16 protein-coding genes are annotated in these 16333 nt (G+C 42.5%); 3 read left to right on the forward strand and 13 right to left on the reverse strand.

Going from position 1 to position 16333, the window contains the following annotated elements; translation table 11 throughout:
• Positions 1-37 precede the first annotated feature (37 nt).
• The 3 genes from dnaG to cbiB all read left to right on the forward strand — a co-directional run bounded on the left by dnaG (position 38) and on the right by cbiB (position 4620).
• A complete protein-coding gene (gene dnaG, locus B9N78_RS02220) occupies positions 38-1768 on the forward strand; it encodes a DNA primase (protein WP_085097686.1) in 1731 nt (576 codons plus the stop codon).
• Positions 1755-3524, forward strand: a complete 1770-nt coding sequence (gene rpoD / locus B9N78_RS02225; protein WP_085097689.1) for an RNA polymerase sigma factor RpoD — start codon at positions 1755-1757, stop codon at positions 3522-3524. Before dnaG ends, rpoD begins: the two co-directional genes overlap by 14 nt.
• Before the next feature lie 145 nt (positions 3525-3669).
• On the forward strand, positions 3670-4620 hold the full coding sequence (gene cbiB / locus B9N78_RS02230; RefSeq protein WP_085097692.1) for an adenosylcobinamide-phosphate synthase CbiB: 951 nt from the start codon (positions 3670-3672) through the stop codon (positions 4618-4620).
• Between the two features lie 104 nt (positions 4621-4724).
• On the opposite strand, the gene proC is transcribed toward cbiB, so the two are convergent.
• The 13 genes from proC to dut all read right to left on the reverse strand — a co-directional run bounded on the left by proC (position 4725) and on the right by dut (position 16221).
• Positions 4725-5528 carry a pyrroline-5-carboxylate reductase gene (gene proC / locus B9N78_RS02235; protein WP_085097694.1) on the reverse strand — a complete coding sequence of 268 codons (804 nt, stop codon included), beginning with the start codon at positions 5526-5528 and terminating at the stop codon, positions 4725-4727.
• 1 nt (position 5529) lies between these two features.
• Entirely contained in the window at positions 5530-5949 is a 420-nt protein-coding gene (gene ndk / locus B9N78_RS02240) for a nucleoside-diphosphate kinase (RefSeq protein ID WP_085099249.1), read from the reverse strand.
• A gap of 89 nt (positions 5950-6038) precedes the next feature.
• A complete protein-coding gene (locus B9N78_RS02245; protein WP_085097697.1) occupies positions 6039-6833 on the reverse strand; it encodes an ABC transporter ATP-binding protein in 795 nt (264 codons plus the stop codon).
• A complete protein-coding gene (locus tag B9N78_RS02250; protein WP_170921360.1) occupies positions 6833-7738 on the reverse strand; it encodes an ABC transporter permease in 906 nt (301 codons plus the stop codon). The genes B9N78_RS02245 and B9N78_RS02250 overlap by 1 nt, the downstream gene beginning before the upstream one ends.
• A gap of 92 nt (positions 7739-7830) precedes the next feature.
• Positions 7831-8781 carry an ABC transporter substrate-binding protein gene (locus B9N78_RS02255; RefSeq protein ID WP_085097700.1) on the reverse strand — a complete coding sequence of 317 codons (951 nt, stop codon included), beginning with the start codon at positions 8779-8781 and terminating at the stop codon, positions 7831-7833.
• Positions 8782-8828: 47 nt separating this feature from the next.
• Positions 8829-10094, reverse strand: a complete 1266-nt coding sequence (locus B9N78_RS02260) for a divergent polysaccharide deacetylase family protein (protein ID WP_085097703.1) — start codon at positions 10092-10094, stop codon at positions 8829-8831.
• Positions 10095-10112: 18 nt separating this feature from the next.
• The gene (locus B9N78_RS02265) at positions 10113-11393 is read right to left on the reverse strand and encodes a S41 family peptidase (RefSeq protein ID WP_085097706.1); all 1281 of its coding nucleotides are present in this window, start codon (positions 11391-11393) and stop codon (positions 10113-10115) included.
• A 52-nt stretch (positions 11394-11445) separates the two neighbouring features.
• Positions 11446-12474, reverse strand: coding sequence for a murein hydrolase activator EnvC family protein (locus B9N78_RS02270; protein WP_245805438.1), 1029 nt, complete (start codon positions 12472-12474; stop codon positions 11446-11448).
• A gap of 112 nt (positions 12475-12586) precedes the next feature.
• Positions 12587-13240 (reverse strand): endonuclease III domain-containing protein, encoded by a 654-nt coding sequence (locus B9N78_RS02275; RefSeq protein ID WP_085097712.1) that lies wholly within the window; start codon positions 13238-13240, stop codon positions 12587-12589.
• Positions 13241-13251: 11 nt separating this feature from the next.
• On the reverse strand, positions 13252-14124 hold the full coding sequence (locus B9N78_RS02280; RefSeq protein WP_085097715.1) for a 50S ribosomal protein L11 methyltransferase: 873 nt from the start codon (positions 14122-14124) through the stop codon (positions 13252-13254).
• A gap of 111 nt (positions 14125-14235) precedes the next feature.
• On the reverse strand, positions 14236-14442 hold the full coding sequence (locus B9N78_RS02285) for a hypothetical protein (protein WP_085097718.1): 207 nt from the start codon (positions 14440-14442) through the stop codon (positions 14236-14238).
• Between the two features lie 69 nt (positions 14443-14511).
• On the reverse strand, positions 14512-15714 hold the full coding sequence (locus tag B9N78_RS02290; protein WP_137982473.1) for an aspartate aminotransferase family protein: 1203 nt from the start codon (positions 15712-15714) through the stop codon (positions 14512-14514).
• Positions 15715-15747: 33 nt separating this feature from the next.
• Positions 15748-16221, reverse strand: a complete 474-nt coding sequence (dut, locus tag B9N78_RS02295) for a dUTP diphosphatase (RefSeq protein WP_085097724.1) — start codon at positions 16219-16221, stop codon at positions 15748-15750.
• Positions 16222-16333: the final 112 nt, after the last annotated feature.

Genomic DNA, 16333 nt, shown 5'->3' on the forward strand with positions numbered 1-16333 from the left:
TGGTTATGTTCTTTTTATTGGCACGCGGAGGCTTTTTTTGGACAGAGCAGCAATTGATGCTATCAAGGACCGCCTCGATTTAGTCGATATTGTCAGAAGGTATGTAGAGCTGAAACCTGTTTCCGGCAGGTGGAAAGGACTATGCCCGTTCCATCAGGAAAAGACTGCATCTTTTACTGTTAACGGAGATGAAGGGCTTTATTATTGTTTCGGCTGTCAGGCTTCAGGCGATATCTTTGATTTTTATGCTAACATTAACGGGCTAGAATTTAAAGATGCTTTAGAACAGCTGGCGGCAGAGGCCGGAGTTGAACTTACTCCAGGTAAAGTTGATCCAGGCGCAGCCAAAAGAAGTTCTGAAAAGAAAAAATTTCTCGAGATGCATGAGAAAGCCGCAGAATATTATTCCCGGCTTCTTAAACTTCCCGAAGGACGTGCTGCAAGAGAATACCTTAAAAAACGAGGTGTTGATACCGCAGCTATCGAAAGTTTCGGTCTTGGTTGCAGTTCCGAAGAATGGCAGGGGCTTGAGAAATTTTTGGTTTCAAATGGTTATTCGGCTGAGGAAGGAGTTCGCGCAGGGCTGCTTTCTCAGAACGCCAAAGGTCATACTTACGATAGATTTCGCGGAAGATTAATTTTTCCGATTAAAAATTTATCGGGTCGGGTCATTGCTTTTGGCGGAAGAATAATTATTGAAGGAGAACCAAAGTATTTAAACAGCAGCGATACTCCTATTTATAAAAAAGGAGAGCACCTGTATGGACTTTCTCAGGCAAGAACATCAATAGCCAGAACGAAGCAGGCTTTGCTGACTGAAGGGTATATGGATGTTATTTCTCTGCATCAATTCGGTTATACAAATTCTTGCGGAGTACTTGGAACGGCTTTAACTCCCGAACAGGTTAAAAGACTTTCCGGGTTTTGTTCAAAGGTTATTTTAGTTTTTGATGGTGACAGTGCAGGGCTTAAAGCAGCTCTTCGCAGTTCTGAAATGATTTTAACGCAGGGTGTTTCCTGCGGTGTTATAGTCCTTCCTGACGGGGAGGATGTTGATAGTCTTCTTCAGACCCGCGGTGCTGAAGGATTTCAGGTTTTTCTGGATGAAGCGCGAGACGGGCTGGACTTTTGTCTTGCTACTCTTAAAGAGGGGTATTCTCCCCGTGAAATTATGGATTGGTCGCAGGGATTTCTTAAAAAGATGTCCAATGCGTCAATCAGAACTTTTTATCTACCCAAGGTCGCTTCCGGCCTCGGGGTGTCTGAAGCAGAATTAAGATCAACTTTTTCCGGTGTTTTGGGCCAATCCTCGACTCCTGTTGTTCGAAAAAGGATGCAACGCGCACCCGTTTCGGTCGGAGGACAGGAAAAAGATGATAAATATTTCTTGAGGTATGCCGTACAGCATCCTGAACATGTCGTTGAACTCTCGGAAAGAGGGATCATGCAAGTCCTTACCTCACAATGGGGCACAAAGCTGTGGTCAAAATTTATGACACACAGCGGAAAGGACATAATGCCGTATCTTGATGATTCCGAGAAAGCATTCTGGGCAGGCTGTAGAATGGAAGATCCGTTCTCCGGTGAAGATCTGGAAGAAGAATGGCGACATGTTTGTAAGGTGATTGCCAGACGGCGGTATGATTTGGGCAGAAAACAGCTCACTGATGCTTTGCGCCGCGCTCAGGCGGAAGGCGACTCAGACCGTGTAAATGCGTACCTCAAAGTTCTGAACGACTCTGTATGGAGGGATGATGAGCAACATTAAAGATATTCAAGCTATTAAGGTTTTAATTACAGAAGGTAAGAAACAAGGTTTTCTTACATTTGAGCAGCTTAGTAAGGTTTTGCCTGCCGAGTTCAATGAAGCTAAGCAGCTTGAAGATGTAATTAAGATTTTTGATCAACTCAATATTGCTATCGTTAATACTGATGATGACGGTAAAGATCTGATGGACGGCGATGTTGAAGTTGATGTTGATGCTGAAGACGATATAGATATTACAGAAACTGAGGAAGACTCAATTGATTACGTCTCCCGCAGTACTGACCCTGTACGCATGTATTTGCGTGAAATGGGTGCTGTAGGATTGCTTGACCGTGAAGGTGAAGTCGTTATCGCTAAGAAGATTGAAAACGGCGAAATGGAAGTACTTTATGCACTGGTTGAAATTCCTGTTGCTATTGAAGAACTTATCAACGTCGGTGAACATCTTGATGAATCACGTATCAAGCTTAAAGATGTTGTAAAAACCATCGAAGAAGATGATCCGAGCGAAGACGAGATGAACCAGCGTCAGCGTGTTATTTTCCTTCTTGATGAAGTTAAAAAGATTTATAAGAAAAAGAAAAAAATATACGAAAAGCTTGATTATTGCGCACAGCTCGACCGCAGGGTCTTTGGTGTGCAAAATGAAATCATGATTTACAAGCAGGAAATTGTCGACCGCTTGCGTGACATTAAAATCGAAAAAACTTTGATCGACCAGATCATTGAGACTGTCGGTGATTATGTCAGACAGATGCATAACTGTCAGCGGGATCTATCTGCTTATATTCTTTCAACTGGTAAGACTCAGCAGGAAATTAAAGATCTCTTTAAAAAGATCGATGATAGAGAAATCAATCCTGTTGCTGCTGCCGCTGAACTTAATTTAACCGTTGACGAATTATTTTCTTTCAAGGAAATGATTTCCGGTAAAATGGAAATTTTAGTCCGCCTGCAAGAAAAATGCTGTCATAACGTTTATGATCTTGAAGAAGTTCTCTGGCGTATCAAACATGGTAACAGATCTGCAATGCAGGCTAAGCAGGAGCTCATCAGAGCTAACCTTAGACTGGTTGTTTCTATTGCTAAAAAGTACACCAACCGCGGTTTGCAGTTCCTTGATCTTATTCAGGAAGGTAACATCGGTCTTATGAAGGCTGTTGATAAGTTTGAATATCAGCGTGGATATAAATTCTCGACATACGCAACATGGTGGATCAGGCAGGCTATTACCCGCGCCATTGCGGATCAGGCCCGTACTATCCGTATCCCTGTTCATATGATCGAAACAATTAATAAGCTGATCAGAACTTCCCGCTATCTCGTTCAGGAATTAGGACGTGATCCGGCCCCTGAAGAAATTGCTGAGCGCATGGACTATCCGCTCGAAAAAGTTAAAAAAGTTCTTAAGATTGCTAAAGAACCTATCTCTCTTGAAACACCTATCGGTGATGAAGAAGATTCAAGTCTCGGTGATTTTATTGAAGATAAAAAAGCAACTGCTCCTGCTGAAGAAGTCGTCAGCACTAAACTCGGTGAGCAGATAGCAACGGTTCTTTCTGATCTTACTCCTCGCGAAGAGCAGGTTCTTCGCAAAAGATTCGGTATCGGCGAAAAGTCTGACCACACCCTTGAAGAGGTTGGTAAACTGTTTAACGTTACTCGTGAACGTATTCGTCAGATCGAAGCCAAGGCTCTCAGGAAGCTCAGGCATCCTGTCCGGAGTGCACTTCTTCGTTCATATTACGAAAACTAGTCTTTTAGGCGGTACAAAGTAACTTTTGTACCGCCTTTTTTTTATGGAAACACCAACGTTTATTCTTTATAGTTATAGATGTTGGTGTTTTTCTGTATCAAAAAAAGATCACCCTTAACCGAAATAAATTGAGGATGAAGTTGTAATGGATAATTCTACCGTAGTATTTCTTATTCCTGTCCTTGCTATGATTGCTGATTTGATCTTGGGAGATCCAAGCTGGCTGCCGCATCCTGTGCGTTATTTGGGAAAGGCTCTTGATTCTTATGATAAATGGGTCAGACATTTGAGTCTTGCTCCTAAAATTATGGGAGGAGTGGGAGTGGCCGGTTTCTGTCTTGTTATTTTCAGTGTATTAAAAATATTTCTTTCAATTCCGTATGTCGGTGTGATTCTGGGTCTTTATCTGGCTTATGCAGGACTCGCCCTCGGCGGCCTTTTGTCTGAATGCCGCAAAGTAGCATTGCTTCTTGATCAAGGGCAAATTGAAGCCGCGCGCATTGCCGTTTCGCATCTTGTCAGCCGGGATGTGTCTGAACTTGATGAAGCAGGTATTCGCAAAGCTTTAGCTGAGACAACCAGCGAAAATTTGAACGACGGGTTTGTCGCTCCGTTTTTTTATCTGGTTGTGACCGGCCCTGCCGGAATGTGGGTGTATAAGACGATCAGCACTATGGACTCAATGTGGGGTTATAAAAATGAGCAGTATAAAGATTTCGGATATTGCGCAGCAAAAGCTGATGATATTCTAGCATTTATTCCCGCTCGTATCACCGCGTTTATGATGCTTGCGGCAGGGCGTATTCTTCATCTTGATTGGAAAAGTGCTTATGAACATTTAATTGAAGATTCAGGAAAGAGCGAAAGTCCCAATGCAGGTTGGCCGATGGCTGCTGCCGCATGGCTAGTAGGCGGACAGATGGGCGGAAAGGCCGTCTATTTCGGCGTTGAGAAACAAAAGCCAGTAATGGGCCCAGTCGGCACGTGGACTTCGCTTAAACTCAAAAGACTCGGAACGCTAATATTTTTCAGCGGAATTTTGAGTGCTATTCTTTTGGACGTGTATTTCTTGCTGGTATGGCTTGCAGAAATGTAAAAATAAATCGAATTTGTTTTTTAGAAGAGGTCGCTTGCGGCCTCTTTTTTTGTTCAGAAGGAGGAAACACTTTTTTAAAAATGTTTTCCTCCTTCTGTGATATACTATTTTTTGCCTAGTTCTGCACTTCGTTCATAGCTCTTGCGAACTGCGTCTATAATGTTTGCACGAGTAGCTGTGCGGTCCAGATGGATCAGAGCCTGAACGGTTGTTCCGCCGGGGGAAGTAACCATTTCGCGTAACTGGCTGACGTGCAGTTTGCTCTGCTGAGCTAATTTTGTAGATCCTTCAAAGAGTTTTTCCACCATGGCGGTAGCCTGTTCTCTTGGAAGACCTAATTCCACAGCAGATTCAATCATAGCCTCTATGAAGTAGAAAACATAGGCCGGACCTGATCCTATAACGCCTGTGAAAGCATCAAACTGACTTTCGGCAAGCATATATATATCGCCGAGCGGTTTGAACATTTCACGGGCAAAAGAAGCCTGATCCGCAGTGATGTGTGAGTCATCAAGACATACCGCGAAAACTCCGGCATTTACCAACGCAGGAGTGCTTGGCATAACCCGGACAACAGAACATCTGTTTTCGCTGCAATCTTTAAGCGTACTGACGGTGAGACCAGCTGCAATTGAAACAAGGCATTTGGACTCATCGAGTTCCGGAGCAATTTCTTCTAAAACTGGACCGGCGTGCTGAGGTTTTACGCACAGCACAATATAGTCGGATTCTTTGGCAAGGTCACGGGCAGTATCGGTCTGAGTCAGGCCGGTTTCTTCCGCAAGAAGGCCAAGCGCCGTTTTATTGAGATCAAAGCCTAGAAGATTTATATTTTTATCTCCCGCCATGCCTTTAATGATGGCGGTACCCATATTACCTGTGCCTATGAAACCGACTTTTTTACTCATGCTAGTTCACCAATTCTAGGTTGCTGAAGAAATATGAAACTTCAACTTTTGCTGTGTCCGGCCCATCAGAACCGTGACATGCATTAGCTTCAATACCTGCACCGAAAGCTTTGCGGATGGTTCCTTCTACCGCGTCAGCAGGGTTTGTTGCACCCATGAGATCGCGATAACGTTTAATAGCGTTGTCACCTTCAAGAACAGAAACAACACAAGGGCCGGAAATCATAAATTCAACGAGTTCACCGAAAAAAGGACGTTCTTTGTGAACTGCATAGAATCCTTCAGCCTGTGTTTTAGACATATGGATCATTTTGGTTGCTTTAATTTTGAGTCCGCTGTCAGAGATCATTTTCAAGATGTCACCGATTTTGTTGTTCGCAACTGCATCCGGTTTAATGATAGAAAAAGTAAGTTCGCCCATTGTGAAATCCTCCAAAGTGTATTTTTCTGCGTTTTTTCGCATGGTCCAAGGCATTTGCCCTGATCCGGAAGGAAGTATGATTGACTGCTTTACGAAAAAAGCATCCTGTCAGTTGCCACACTCTCGCCGCGAAGGGAATAGAACCTTGCCAGAAGGTCTTCAACTTTCAGTCCCTTCTTATCCTCACCGGAAATATCTAAAATAATCTCGCCCTGATGTAGCATTATCAGTCTGTTACCCATATTAATGGCTTGGTTCATATTATGAGTCACCATCAATGTTGTCAGCTCATCTCTATGAACAACAGTTTCGGTTATATCAAGAATTTTTTTGCCTGTTTTAGGATCAAGAGCTGCGGTATGTTCATCCAGAAGCAATATATCAGGTCTTGTCATGGTCGCCATGATCATGGTCAGAGCCTGTCTTTGACCACCGGAAAGGAGTCCTACTCTGTCTGTAAGCCTGTTTTCAAGCCCAAGCCCGAGTGTAGAAAGATGCTCTTTAAAAAGGACCTTATCCTTTGTGCGCACTCCGAATCCAAGACCGCGTCTTTGACCTCTTTTGAGGGCCAGTGCCAAATTTTGTTCAATTGTCAATGAAGTGCAGGTTCCGAGCAGCGGGTCTTGGAAAACTCTTCCAAGATTTCCGGCACGCTTATGCTCCGGCCACGAAGTAACATCTTGAGTGTTAATCGTGATGGTGCCGCTGGTAAGAATAAAAGATCCGGCGATAGCATTAAGAAAAGTTGATTTGCCTGCGCCGTTTGAGCCGATAATGGTTATGAAATCACCTTTATCAACTTGCAGATCAATTCCGCGTAATGCTTGAACTTCATTTACACTGTTAGGATTAAACGTTTTGACGCCTTTTTGGATGGTAAGCATTATGCGCGCAGCCTCCTTCCCAGAACATTAGCTTTAATCTGCGGTGAGACTAAAGCCGCTACTACCAGAATTGCGGTGACTAGGTTAAGATCACTTGGTGTGAATGAAAAGCTTCCAAGCCTAACGCCGAGAGCCAGAGCAATTGCTACCCTGTAAAGTACAGACCCCAGAACTGCGGAAATCATGGCGCAAGTGATAGTTTTTGTGCTGAAAATTGTTTCACCTATAATAACAGAAGCCAGACCTGCTATAATTGTACCGATACCCATATTAACATCAGCCGCCCCTTGATTCTGAGCGACCAGCGCTCCGGACAGGGCCACCATTGCGTTGGAGAGCCCAACTCCGAAGATGATCATCATATCTTTGTTTACACCGAGGCTTGTGATCATTTTCGGGTTGTCGCCGGTTGCAAGCATTGCCAGACCGAATGAGGTTTTCAGGAACCATATTAAAGCAACAAGAGCTATGCTGGATATGATCGTGAAAAGCAGCGGAGTGGCGAGGTAAGGAGCAAGTCCTGTCATATCGATAAATTTGTCAATTAAAGTATCTTGTCCGAGAAGAGTAATGTTTGGCTTGCCCATGATGCGGATGTTTATGGAATAAAGAGAAATCATGGTCAGAATTGAAGCGAGCAGATGTAATATTTTGAATTTGGTATTAAGTATTCCGGTTACAGCTCCGGCTAGAAAACCTGCACAGGCCGCCATACCCATAGCGGCGAGTGGGTGATATCCACCGGTGATTGCAACGGCCGAGACCGCAGCTCCAAGTGGCAGACTGCCGTCAACTGTCAGATCCGGAAAGTCAAGGACTCTGAATGTCAGGTATACTCCGAGAACCATAAGTCCGAAGGCAAAACCTTGTTCAAGAGCACCCATGAAAGCGTATAAACTGATCATTTTTTAATTGGGGTAATAACGTTTTTTATAAAAATAAAGGCGCGATTTCTATCGCGCCTTTACCTCGATTGAGTGGATTTGGCAAATAGCAACTATTTGATGATATTGTCTGCTCTGTCTAAAACTTGTTTAGGAATTGTCACACCCATCGTTTCAGCAGCGGCAGGATTGACGTATAATTGAAGATTTTCCAGAGATTCAACCGGAGTACTTGCCGGAATTGCTTTTTTATTAAGGATGCGGATAGCCATATCTGCGGTTTGAAGTCCCATACGATAATAGTCTATTGCCACCGCAGCAATTGTTCCTCTTTTTACAGAGTCTGTGTCTGCTGAAAATATCGGCAGCTTATTCTGTCTGCAAACTTTGATAGCTGCTTCAAGACCAGAAACAACGGTGTTATCCAGTGGGATATATATGGCGTCACATTTTCCGACCAGAGATTTGGCAGCCTGATATACTCCGCTGGAATTGGCGATTGAAGCTTCTTCAACTTTAATACCTAAATCTTTGCACACATCTTTGAGAATCTTAATCAGTACTACGGAATTGGCTTCGCCTGCATTGTAGATAGTCCCGATGGTTTTTACATCAGGTAGAAATTCTTTAATGAGTTCCACTTGGCGAACTATAGGACTCATGTCAGTCATTCCGGTAATGTTCTTACCGGGAATCATAAGGCTTCTGACAAGTCCTGCCGCAACCGGATCGGTAACACCTGTGAAAAGGATAGGTTTATCTTTAATTTTCTGCGCAACAGCCTGCGCTGAAGGAGTTGTAATGGCTAGAATCAGAGACGGGTTTTCACCTTTTATCTGGTTTGCAATTTGAATGTTGTTAGCCTGATTGCCCTGCGCAATATGAACATTGTATTGAACGTTGATGCCGGCTTCTTTCATGCGGCTTTGAAAACCTGCACGCATTGCATCAAGAGAAGGGTGTTCCACTATCTGAGTTATAGATACAGTGTAACTTTGAGCTGAATGGATAACCGGAACGGCAACCATAAACAGTATGACCATGAAGAGCAGTATTTTTTTCATCTGTTGATACCTTCGTTTTGAAATTATTGTTTACCTGTAAAACTATTTCAACGATGTGGAGTAAGTTTTCTAACTGGAACGATTCTTATTCTGCCATTTGATTCTATAGCCCATTGTCTGATTGCTTCAATTGTTTCCGGGTGCGGGTGGCCTATTGCAATTGATTGACCTCGCGTCCTCGCAATTTTAGCAGCTTTGGCTAGTTGAAATTTGATTGCCGAAACGTCTTTAACATTATCAAGAAAGATATTCCTTTCGTACAAAGTAACATTAGCTTTTTTAGCAGCTTCTTGTGCAGTGCTTTTTGCTGTAGTTCGGCTGTCTAAAAAAAATATCTTTTTCTGGTGCAAAGGAATCATAACCTCTTGCATTCCAACAAGATTTTCCGTGAACCTAGATCCCATATGATTGTTTATTCCGGTTGCATCCGGAATTTTTTTTATTGCATCGAGAACGCGTTGCTGAATCGTTTTTGCGTTCATGCCGATTAGCAGAGCATCTGCGCCCGGATGAACTTTAGGATACCCTTTAGGTTGCATCGGGAGATGAATCATTATTTCATTGTTACTTCTTTTTCCTATTCTGGCTACTTCCGAAGCATGAGAACTGTTGGGCCATATGGAAAAAGTTATATGAACGTTAAGATCCGCCAATTTTTGTGCAATATTTACGTTTTCGCCCATGTCGTCAATAACAATAGCCATTTTCGGAGCGTTGGGATCAATTTTAAGCTCAGCTGTTTCTTCCTGCTGTGTTACTGTATCTATAAAAAATTTGTGGGTAGGTACTTTGTTAATGCTTAGCAACCAGCAGTCATCGGCTACTTTTTGTATGCTTGCAGTAAGCCCGGCACTCGTGAGTCTGTTATTTACGCTTTTAATGAAGCTTTGCTTATTTCCTTTAAGAGGAAATCTAAGCTGCTGAAAATGAAAAAAGCGACCGTGATATTTCTTCAAAGTTACGTCTTCAAGTTTCAAATCAGACATAGAAACATCAGCTGATTTAAGTTCATTAATAAGCGATAGATCAGCAATTTTGACTAAATCTTCAAGATCATCTTGTTCAATTTCTTCGTATGGGTTTGTAGAATTTTCTGAAGCGAATCCCTGCTGTTCGAGAGGGATCGATTCCTTATGTTCCGCAATTGAATTGGAATCACTAAAGATCATCAGGGCGATGATCATGCAAATAAAAGAAGCCGTTGCAATTGTTGCAATTGCAATTCCAAATGGTTTTGAAAGATAAGCCCGAATTCCCGGATTGTTTTCCGGGATTTCGGGCTTATTATTCTGATCCGAAGTATTAAGTTCCACTTCCGTTAAACCCCTACGCTATTGAATTTCTTTTAAGCGTGGAAGCTGTTTCACAAGCTGTAGGCCAAGTCTTAGCTGATTGTCTTTTTCAAGCATTTTAACAGCTTTGTCAGTCTGAACACCTTTTTTAGCAGATTCAGTTTCATCTGTGTTTTCCAGGTGTCTTGTCAGGTCTTGTTCGCGGATTATGAAACGGTCATTCTCGTCATCTTCTTTTACTGGAGGGACAAACGGGTAAACGATGTCAGGATCGATTCCTTCAGCCTGAATCGAGCGGCCGCTAGGTGTGTAGTAGCGGGCTGTTGTCAGTTTAATTCCAGATCCGTCTGCCATAGGAATGATTGTCTGTACAGAACCTTTACCGAATGAACGTTCACCCAGAAGCAGTGATCTGTTGTGATCTTTCAGAGCTCCGGCAACAATTTCAGAGGCGGATGCAGAACCGGAGTTGATCAATGTGACCATCGGTACATCTGCATACTGCGCATCTCCTTCAGCCATAAAGTCTTTTCTGCTGTCTTTATTACGTCCTTCAATATAAACGAGAAGTCCTTTATCAATGAAAGTATCAGCAACTGACGCAGCCTGTGTCAGGAGTCCGCCTGGGTTGTTGCGTAAATCAAAAACAATTCCTTTGATTTTATTTGACTTCTTGTATTCAGCGAGAGCCTTATGCATGTCGCTGGTAGTGTTTTCACTAAAGCGAGTAAGCCTCAGGTATAAATAGCCTTTTTCCAGTTCCTGACTTTTTACACTCTGAATCTGGATTGATCCGCGGGTAATAGTAACTTTGAGTGGTTTATTATCACCTTTGTGCAGAATTGTGAGCACCACGTCAGTTCCGCGTTTACCTCTGATTTTGCTTACTGCTTCCATCAGAGAAATTGACTGTGTAGGTGTTCCGTCAATTTCAAGGATAAGGTCACCGGATTTCAGTCCGGCTTTGTATGCAGGAGTATCTTCAATAGGAGAAATGACAGTTAAACGTCCTTTTTCAAGGCTGATTTCAATGCCGATTCCGCTGAACTCTCCGCTTGTAGCTTCCTGCATTTCTGTGAAATCTTCTTTGGAAAGAAAAGTAGAATGAGGATCAAGCTGTTCAAGCATACCTTTTAAAGCATCGTCGACCAGTTCTTTGCGGGAAATATCTTCTACGTAGTTATGCTCGACTAAATCAAGCACCTGACTGAATCTGCGTAACGGCTGAAAGCGATCTCCGTCGACAGCTTCAGATTTTTGAGGCGAAGCAGAAATTACAAAAAGACAGACGATAGTTATCATCCACAAAGTTTTTCTCATTGGTTCCTCCAGCGGGGTGGGTGCTGTATCTTGTGAAAGTTATTAATCATTATTATCGGGAAAGCCATTTTTCCGGGTTAACGGGTTTCTGGTGAAAACGCAATTCAAAATAGAGTCCGGTCCCTTTAAGTGCTGGGTAATACCCAGTTTTTCCGATAACTTCATCCTTTTCAACTTCCTGTCCCGTTTTTACAAGGCTTTCCGAAAGGTAAGCATACAGGGAGTAGTAATTATATCCATGGTAAATAATAACAACTCGTCCAAATCCTCTGAGGGTATCGTTGTGTACGACTTTTCCCCAGAAAATAGATTTGACATTAATATTACCATTGGTTTCGAAACCTTCTCCTCTAACAGGAGGTTTTGCAGAAGGATCAAAGTTTATTTTGACCTTACCATCGCACGGAGCGGGCAATTCTCCTTTAAAGTTGAGAATCTTTTTGCTGGTCAGGCTTTTGAGTTTGTAATTCAGTTTGTTAATTGTATCAAGAAGAGCTTTTAATTCTTCCTCACGGCTCATTTTCATGGATCGGATTTGCCGAATCCCTGAAAGCAGGCTCAATTTGTCTTTCAGTAAAAGATCTTTTGTCTTATTGATTGCTGTTAATTTCTTTTCGGATTTTATACGAAGCTCTTTCTGGACTTCAAGATTTTCAAAAATCATTTTAGATTGATTTTCAGCTTTGGTCAGTTCTGCTTTCGCATCTTTGTAGACGGAGGCAAGCCACACAAAATTACGGTCAGAGCTTTCCCAGTCTTCAAGAGATCCGAATTTGTTTTCGAGTTTCCGAGAATGAATAGGCCACAGCTTTGCAAGCATCATTTTTAGATTGCCGACAATTTTATCAAGATCTTCCTGCAAAACTGCATGTTTTTCTTTGGCTGATTTTTCCTCTGCTACAATTTTAGTCAGCTCATCTTCGCTTTTAAAAAGCTTGCGCTCTATGTCTGATATTCTGTCTTCAATTGAAGCCAGTTCTCCGAACATGTCTCTTTCTTCACGGGTGAGCTTTAGTAAAACTTGTTTTTGCTTTTGAATATTTTGTTTTTGATCGTTGATAGCTTCACGAATTTTGCTCACAGCAGAATCATCCGCCATCGAATATGAAGCCGATAGTGTAAAAAAAGCTAACAGAGTTGCTGCAACTAATAATATCTGTCTAAATGAGACGTTATGCATATTTTATAATAGTTCAGTTTTTAAGAAATTCACCGAGAGGGCAATTAGTACAGTCAGGGTTAGTTTTTTTACACCATTTTTTCGCTGCCTTAACTATAAGCGCATGGTATTCGTTAAATAGTTCTACATCTTCATTTAAAACGTCCATAAAGAAATCTTGAAGTTCATGATATTCAATATCCTCGTGGATTAGCATATGTCTGTTAAAAATTCTACGAGTGTAGGCATCTACAACAAATATTGGTTTTCCCAGTGCATAAAGCAGGATAGAATCAGCCGTTTCCGGTCCAATTCCTTTTACAGAAAGAAGCTGCTGTCTCAGGTCAGCTGTTTCAAAAGCAGCTAAATCTGTAATGCAGTCGGCTGACTTTTCATCTAAAAAACTTAGGAAATTGGTAAGTCTTTCAGATTTAATTTTGAAAAAACCGGAAGGCCGGATAAGATCCTGCAATTCATCAATAGAGAGTTTGCGGAGTCCCCGGATAGTCAGCGCATCATTCTCTTTAAGATTATGAATCGCTTTTTCAACATTTTTCCAGTTTGTGTTCTGTACTAATATCGCACCGACCGCAATTTCAAACGGGGTTTCACCGGGCCACCAATGGCATGGACCTATAGCCGTATGTAAGGCTTCGTAATAGCCCATCAGTAAAGATTCTCTATTCATTGTAAATTTTCTCAGCTGTCAGTTGCGCTGATGTTTTCCCAGAGCAGGGCAGCCCATTCACCGTCTATGAATATTTCAGGAGCAGGTAATCCTTTTGTTATGTAGGCCTTTGCAACGCCTTCGGCTTGTTCATTCAAAATGCCGGAAAGTATAAGGATGGAATTTTCTTTCAGTCTGGCAATGACGGCAGAAGAAAGTTCGATAAGCGGCCCGGATAATATATTGGCAACAACAAGATCATATTTAAGATTTTGATCAATGCAATCTGCACTGCCTACGGCAAGAGTTACATCTGATTCAACACCGTTGTTTTGCAGGTTTTCCAGAGCGCAGACAATAGATTGCGGATCGATGTCCACCCCTGTTCCTTTAACGCCAAGCTTTGCAAGGGCAATTGCAAGGATGGCAGAGCCTGTACCGAGATCGAAGAAATTCATTTTCGGGTCAAGTTTACCTTCGCGGTAAAGTTTACTGATCAGTTCAAGGCAAAGGGCCGTAGTCGGATGTCCGCCTGTTCCGAAAGCCATTTTAGGCTCGATTACGATGTGCCTCAGTCCTTCGGTTTTAGTATCCATCAGCCACGGCGGCAAAATTTCAAACATATCTCCGCAAACGATGGGTTCAAAGTATTCTTTCCATGCAAGCCCCCAGTTTTCAGCTTCAATTTCTTCGCTGATACATCCGGCTTCCGGCCACCGTTTTTGTATCTCAGCAACAATTTCTGATCCGAGAGGGTGGTCTTCAAGATGAATGGTGTAAAAGATAGTATCATCTTCAAGTGGTTTTTCTTCCCATCCGTGAGCTACTCTTCCTGAAAGGTATACTTGGCATTCAGCTGTTTCTGATTCCGGTAATGTGAATTGAATTTTAAGAAGTGTTGACATTTCAGCTGCCTTATTTGGTTGTTAAGATATTTTTTGTGCTGCAAAAAAGCCCAATTACTCACATATAAATCATATGTGTGATCCTTGGGCTTTTATTTTTAAGGATAAGTTCTATATCATTTGATCGATAATAGAGCCTTTTCCGGTAATGCGGTTCATGACTGTTGCAGCTTCTGTTGCAAGGTCTGATTCATGCGCTCTTAGAGCCGGACCGTGCAAACTGTTCGCAATATCAGTTCGTTCAAGTTTGTTTACAGGTATTACTCCTGCATCTTGAGCTGTTCCTTCTACATGCGGAGAAGGGGTGATTGTATCCATTTCTTCCCTCCCGTTTTTTTTACCTTATACTATAAATATAAGTTTGGGTAGAATGGTGGTACGGACCCGTTAATCCATATCAGTAAAAGCTTTATCTAAAGTATTAAGGAATGATACGAGATCTGCACGATCAATAGTGAGAGCAGGCAGAAGCCGTAATATTTTACCCTTTGTGAGGTTCAGTATAAAACCTTCATCACGAAGTTTGGCAAATATTTCATTTCCGTCAAATCCCAGTTCAATACCGAGCATTAAACCAAGACCTCTGACAGAAACAATTTTTCCCGGGTGTTTATCTTTAATTTTAAGTGCTTCTTTGATGAAAAAATCCCCAAGTTCAGCCGCTCTGTCAGCAAGTTTTTCATCGGTCATGATATCCAGAACCTTTGACGAAACCTTGGAAACCAGTGCGCCACCGCCGAATGTGGTGGCATGGCTGCCGGGAGTAAATCCTTTAGCGACTTCATCCGTTGCGAGCATTGCTCCCATAGGAAGTCCGTTGGCAAGAGCTTTTGCCGAAGTGAAAATGTCCGGCGTGATTCCATAATGCTGATGCGCCCACCATTTTCCTGTCCGGCAGAGTCCTGACTGAACTTCATCTACGATAAGTAAAATGTCTTTTTCTTTAACAAGTTTAGCGAGTGCTTCAACATAGTCATGAGCAAGAGGCTTAATGCCGCCTTCACCTTGGACAATTTCAATCATGATAGCCGCAGTCTTGTCTGATACCATAGCTGTCATAGCTTCAATGTCACCGGCAGGAGCATAGGAAAATCCTTCAGGAAGAGGAGAGTATCCGTCTTTAATCGGTCCTGTTTGGCCTGTTGCGGTAAGTGTTGCCAGCGTTCTGCCATGAAAAGATCCTTCGAGGGTGATAATCTCATAGGCGTCTCTTTCTTTAATGGTGCGCATATATCTTCTGGCCAGTTTGATAGCCGCTTCGTTTGCTTCTGCTCCGGAGTTGCAGAAAAAAACTTTATCCGCGCCACATGTAGCGAGAAGTTTTTCCGCACATTCAACTTGTTCTTCCTGATAGAAAAGGTTGCTGACCATTACCAGTTTGCGGGCTTGTTCAGCCATCAGGTCTGCAAGATCATCACGGCAATGGCCGACGTTTGCAACAGATATACCTGAAAGCAGGTCTATATATTCCCGACCGTCAAGATCCCACAGCCTGCTGCCTTTAGCTTTAGTTACATTAACCGGATATCTGCCGTAAGTGTTGCAGATGGAATCTTTTTGTTTTTCTACGAGAGCTTCATGTTTATTCATAACAGTTTCACTCATATATTGATTGAAAGGTTACTATCTTTTACCGGTGTGTCCGAATCCGCCGCTGCCGCGCTCAGTTGAAGAGAGCTCTTCGCAGGGGATAATTGACGCGTGGTAATAGGGCATAAAAACTAATTGTGCTATGCGCTGCCCGCGCTCAATTCGTCGGATTTCTCCGGAGGTGTTAAGCAGTGAAACTTTAATTTCTCCGCGGTAATCAGGGTCAATAACCCCGACTCCCTGGCTGACGGTAAGTCCTTCTTTCGTGCCAAGCCCGCTTCGTGAGTATATAAATCCGGCAATTCCCTTGGCAGTAATTTCAATGGCAATTCCGGCAGGGAAAGCATATTTTTCACCTGGTTTAATTTCTATAAAATCCGTGTCTATGCAGGCCCGCAAATCAATTCCGGCAGAATTCGGAGTTGAATATTCCATGCCGCTTTTTTTAGCCAGATCGCTAAGGTATTTTACTTTTACATCAATCAAATGTGTGTTTGAAGTCGTCATACATATAATCCTTTAGAAAATTTTCCGATCACGGAGAATGCTCTTACAAGTTGCAGGTGTCAACTTTCTACATAAATTAATACTAAACTGTCTTGAAAAAAATATCTGAATA

This window comes from Desulfovibrio gilichinskyi, assembly GCF_900177375.1.
Lineage (GTDB): Bacteria > Desulfobacterota > Desulfovibrionia > Desulfovibrionales > Desulfovibrionaceae > Maridesulfovibrio > Maridesulfovibrio gilichinskyi.

What these genes read in the sequence shown, in the direction of transcription:
- cbiB (WP_085097692.1), top strand. Translation starts at nt 3,670, where the DNA reads ATGGATAATTCTACCGTAGTATTTCTTATTCCTGTCCTTGCTATGATT.
- B9N78_RS02255 (WP_085097700.1), bottom strand. Translation starts at nt 8,781, where the DNA reads ATGAAAAAAATACTGCTCTTCATGGTCATACTGTTTATGGTTGCCGTT.
- B9N78_RS02250 (WP_170921360.1), bottom strand. Translation starts at nt 7,738, where the DNA reads ATGATCAGTTTATACGCTTTCATGGGTGCTCTTGAACAAGGTTTTGCC.
- B9N78_RS02280 (WP_085097715.1), bottom strand. Translation starts at nt 14,124, where the DNA reads ATGTCAACACTTCTTAAAATTCAATTCACATTACCGGAATCAGAAACA.
- B9N78_RS02245 (WP_085097697.1), bottom strand. Translation starts at nt 6,833, where the DNA reads ATGCTTACCATCCAAAAAGGCGTCAAAACGTTTAATCCTAACAGTGTA.
- B9N78_RS02285 (WP_085097718.1), bottom strand. Translation starts at nt 14,442, where the DNA reads ATGGATACAATCACCCCTTCTCCGCATGTAGAAGGAACAGCTCAAGAT.
- B9N78_RS02290 (WP_137982473.1), bottom strand. Translation starts at nt 15,714, where the DNA reads ATGAATAAACATGAAGCTCTCGTAGAAAAACAAAAAGATTCCATCTGC.
- proC (WP_085097694.1), bottom strand. Translation starts at nt 5,528, where the DNA reads ATGAGTAAAAAAGTCGGTTTCATAGGCACAGGTAATATGGGTACCGCC.
- ndk (WP_085099249.1), bottom strand. Translation starts at nt 5,949, where the DNA reads ATGGGCGAACTTACTTTTTCTATCATTAAACCGGATGCAGTTGCGAAC.
- rpoD (WP_085097689.1), top strand. Translation starts at nt 1,755, where the DNA reads ATGAGCAACATTAAAGATATTCAAGCTATTAAGGTTTTAATTACAGAA.
- B9N78_RS02265 (WP_085097706.1), bottom strand. Translation starts at nt 11,393, where the DNA reads ATGAGAAAAACTTTGTGGATGATAACTATCGTCTGTCTTTTTGTAATT.
- B9N78_RS02275 (WP_085097712.1), bottom strand. Translation starts at nt 13,240, where the DNA reads ATGAATAGAGAATCTTTACTGATGGGCTATTACGAAGCCTTACATACG.
- dut (WP_085097724.1), bottom strand. Translation starts at nt 16,221, where the DNA reads ATGACGACTTCAAACACACATTTGATTGATGTAAAAGTAAAATACCTT.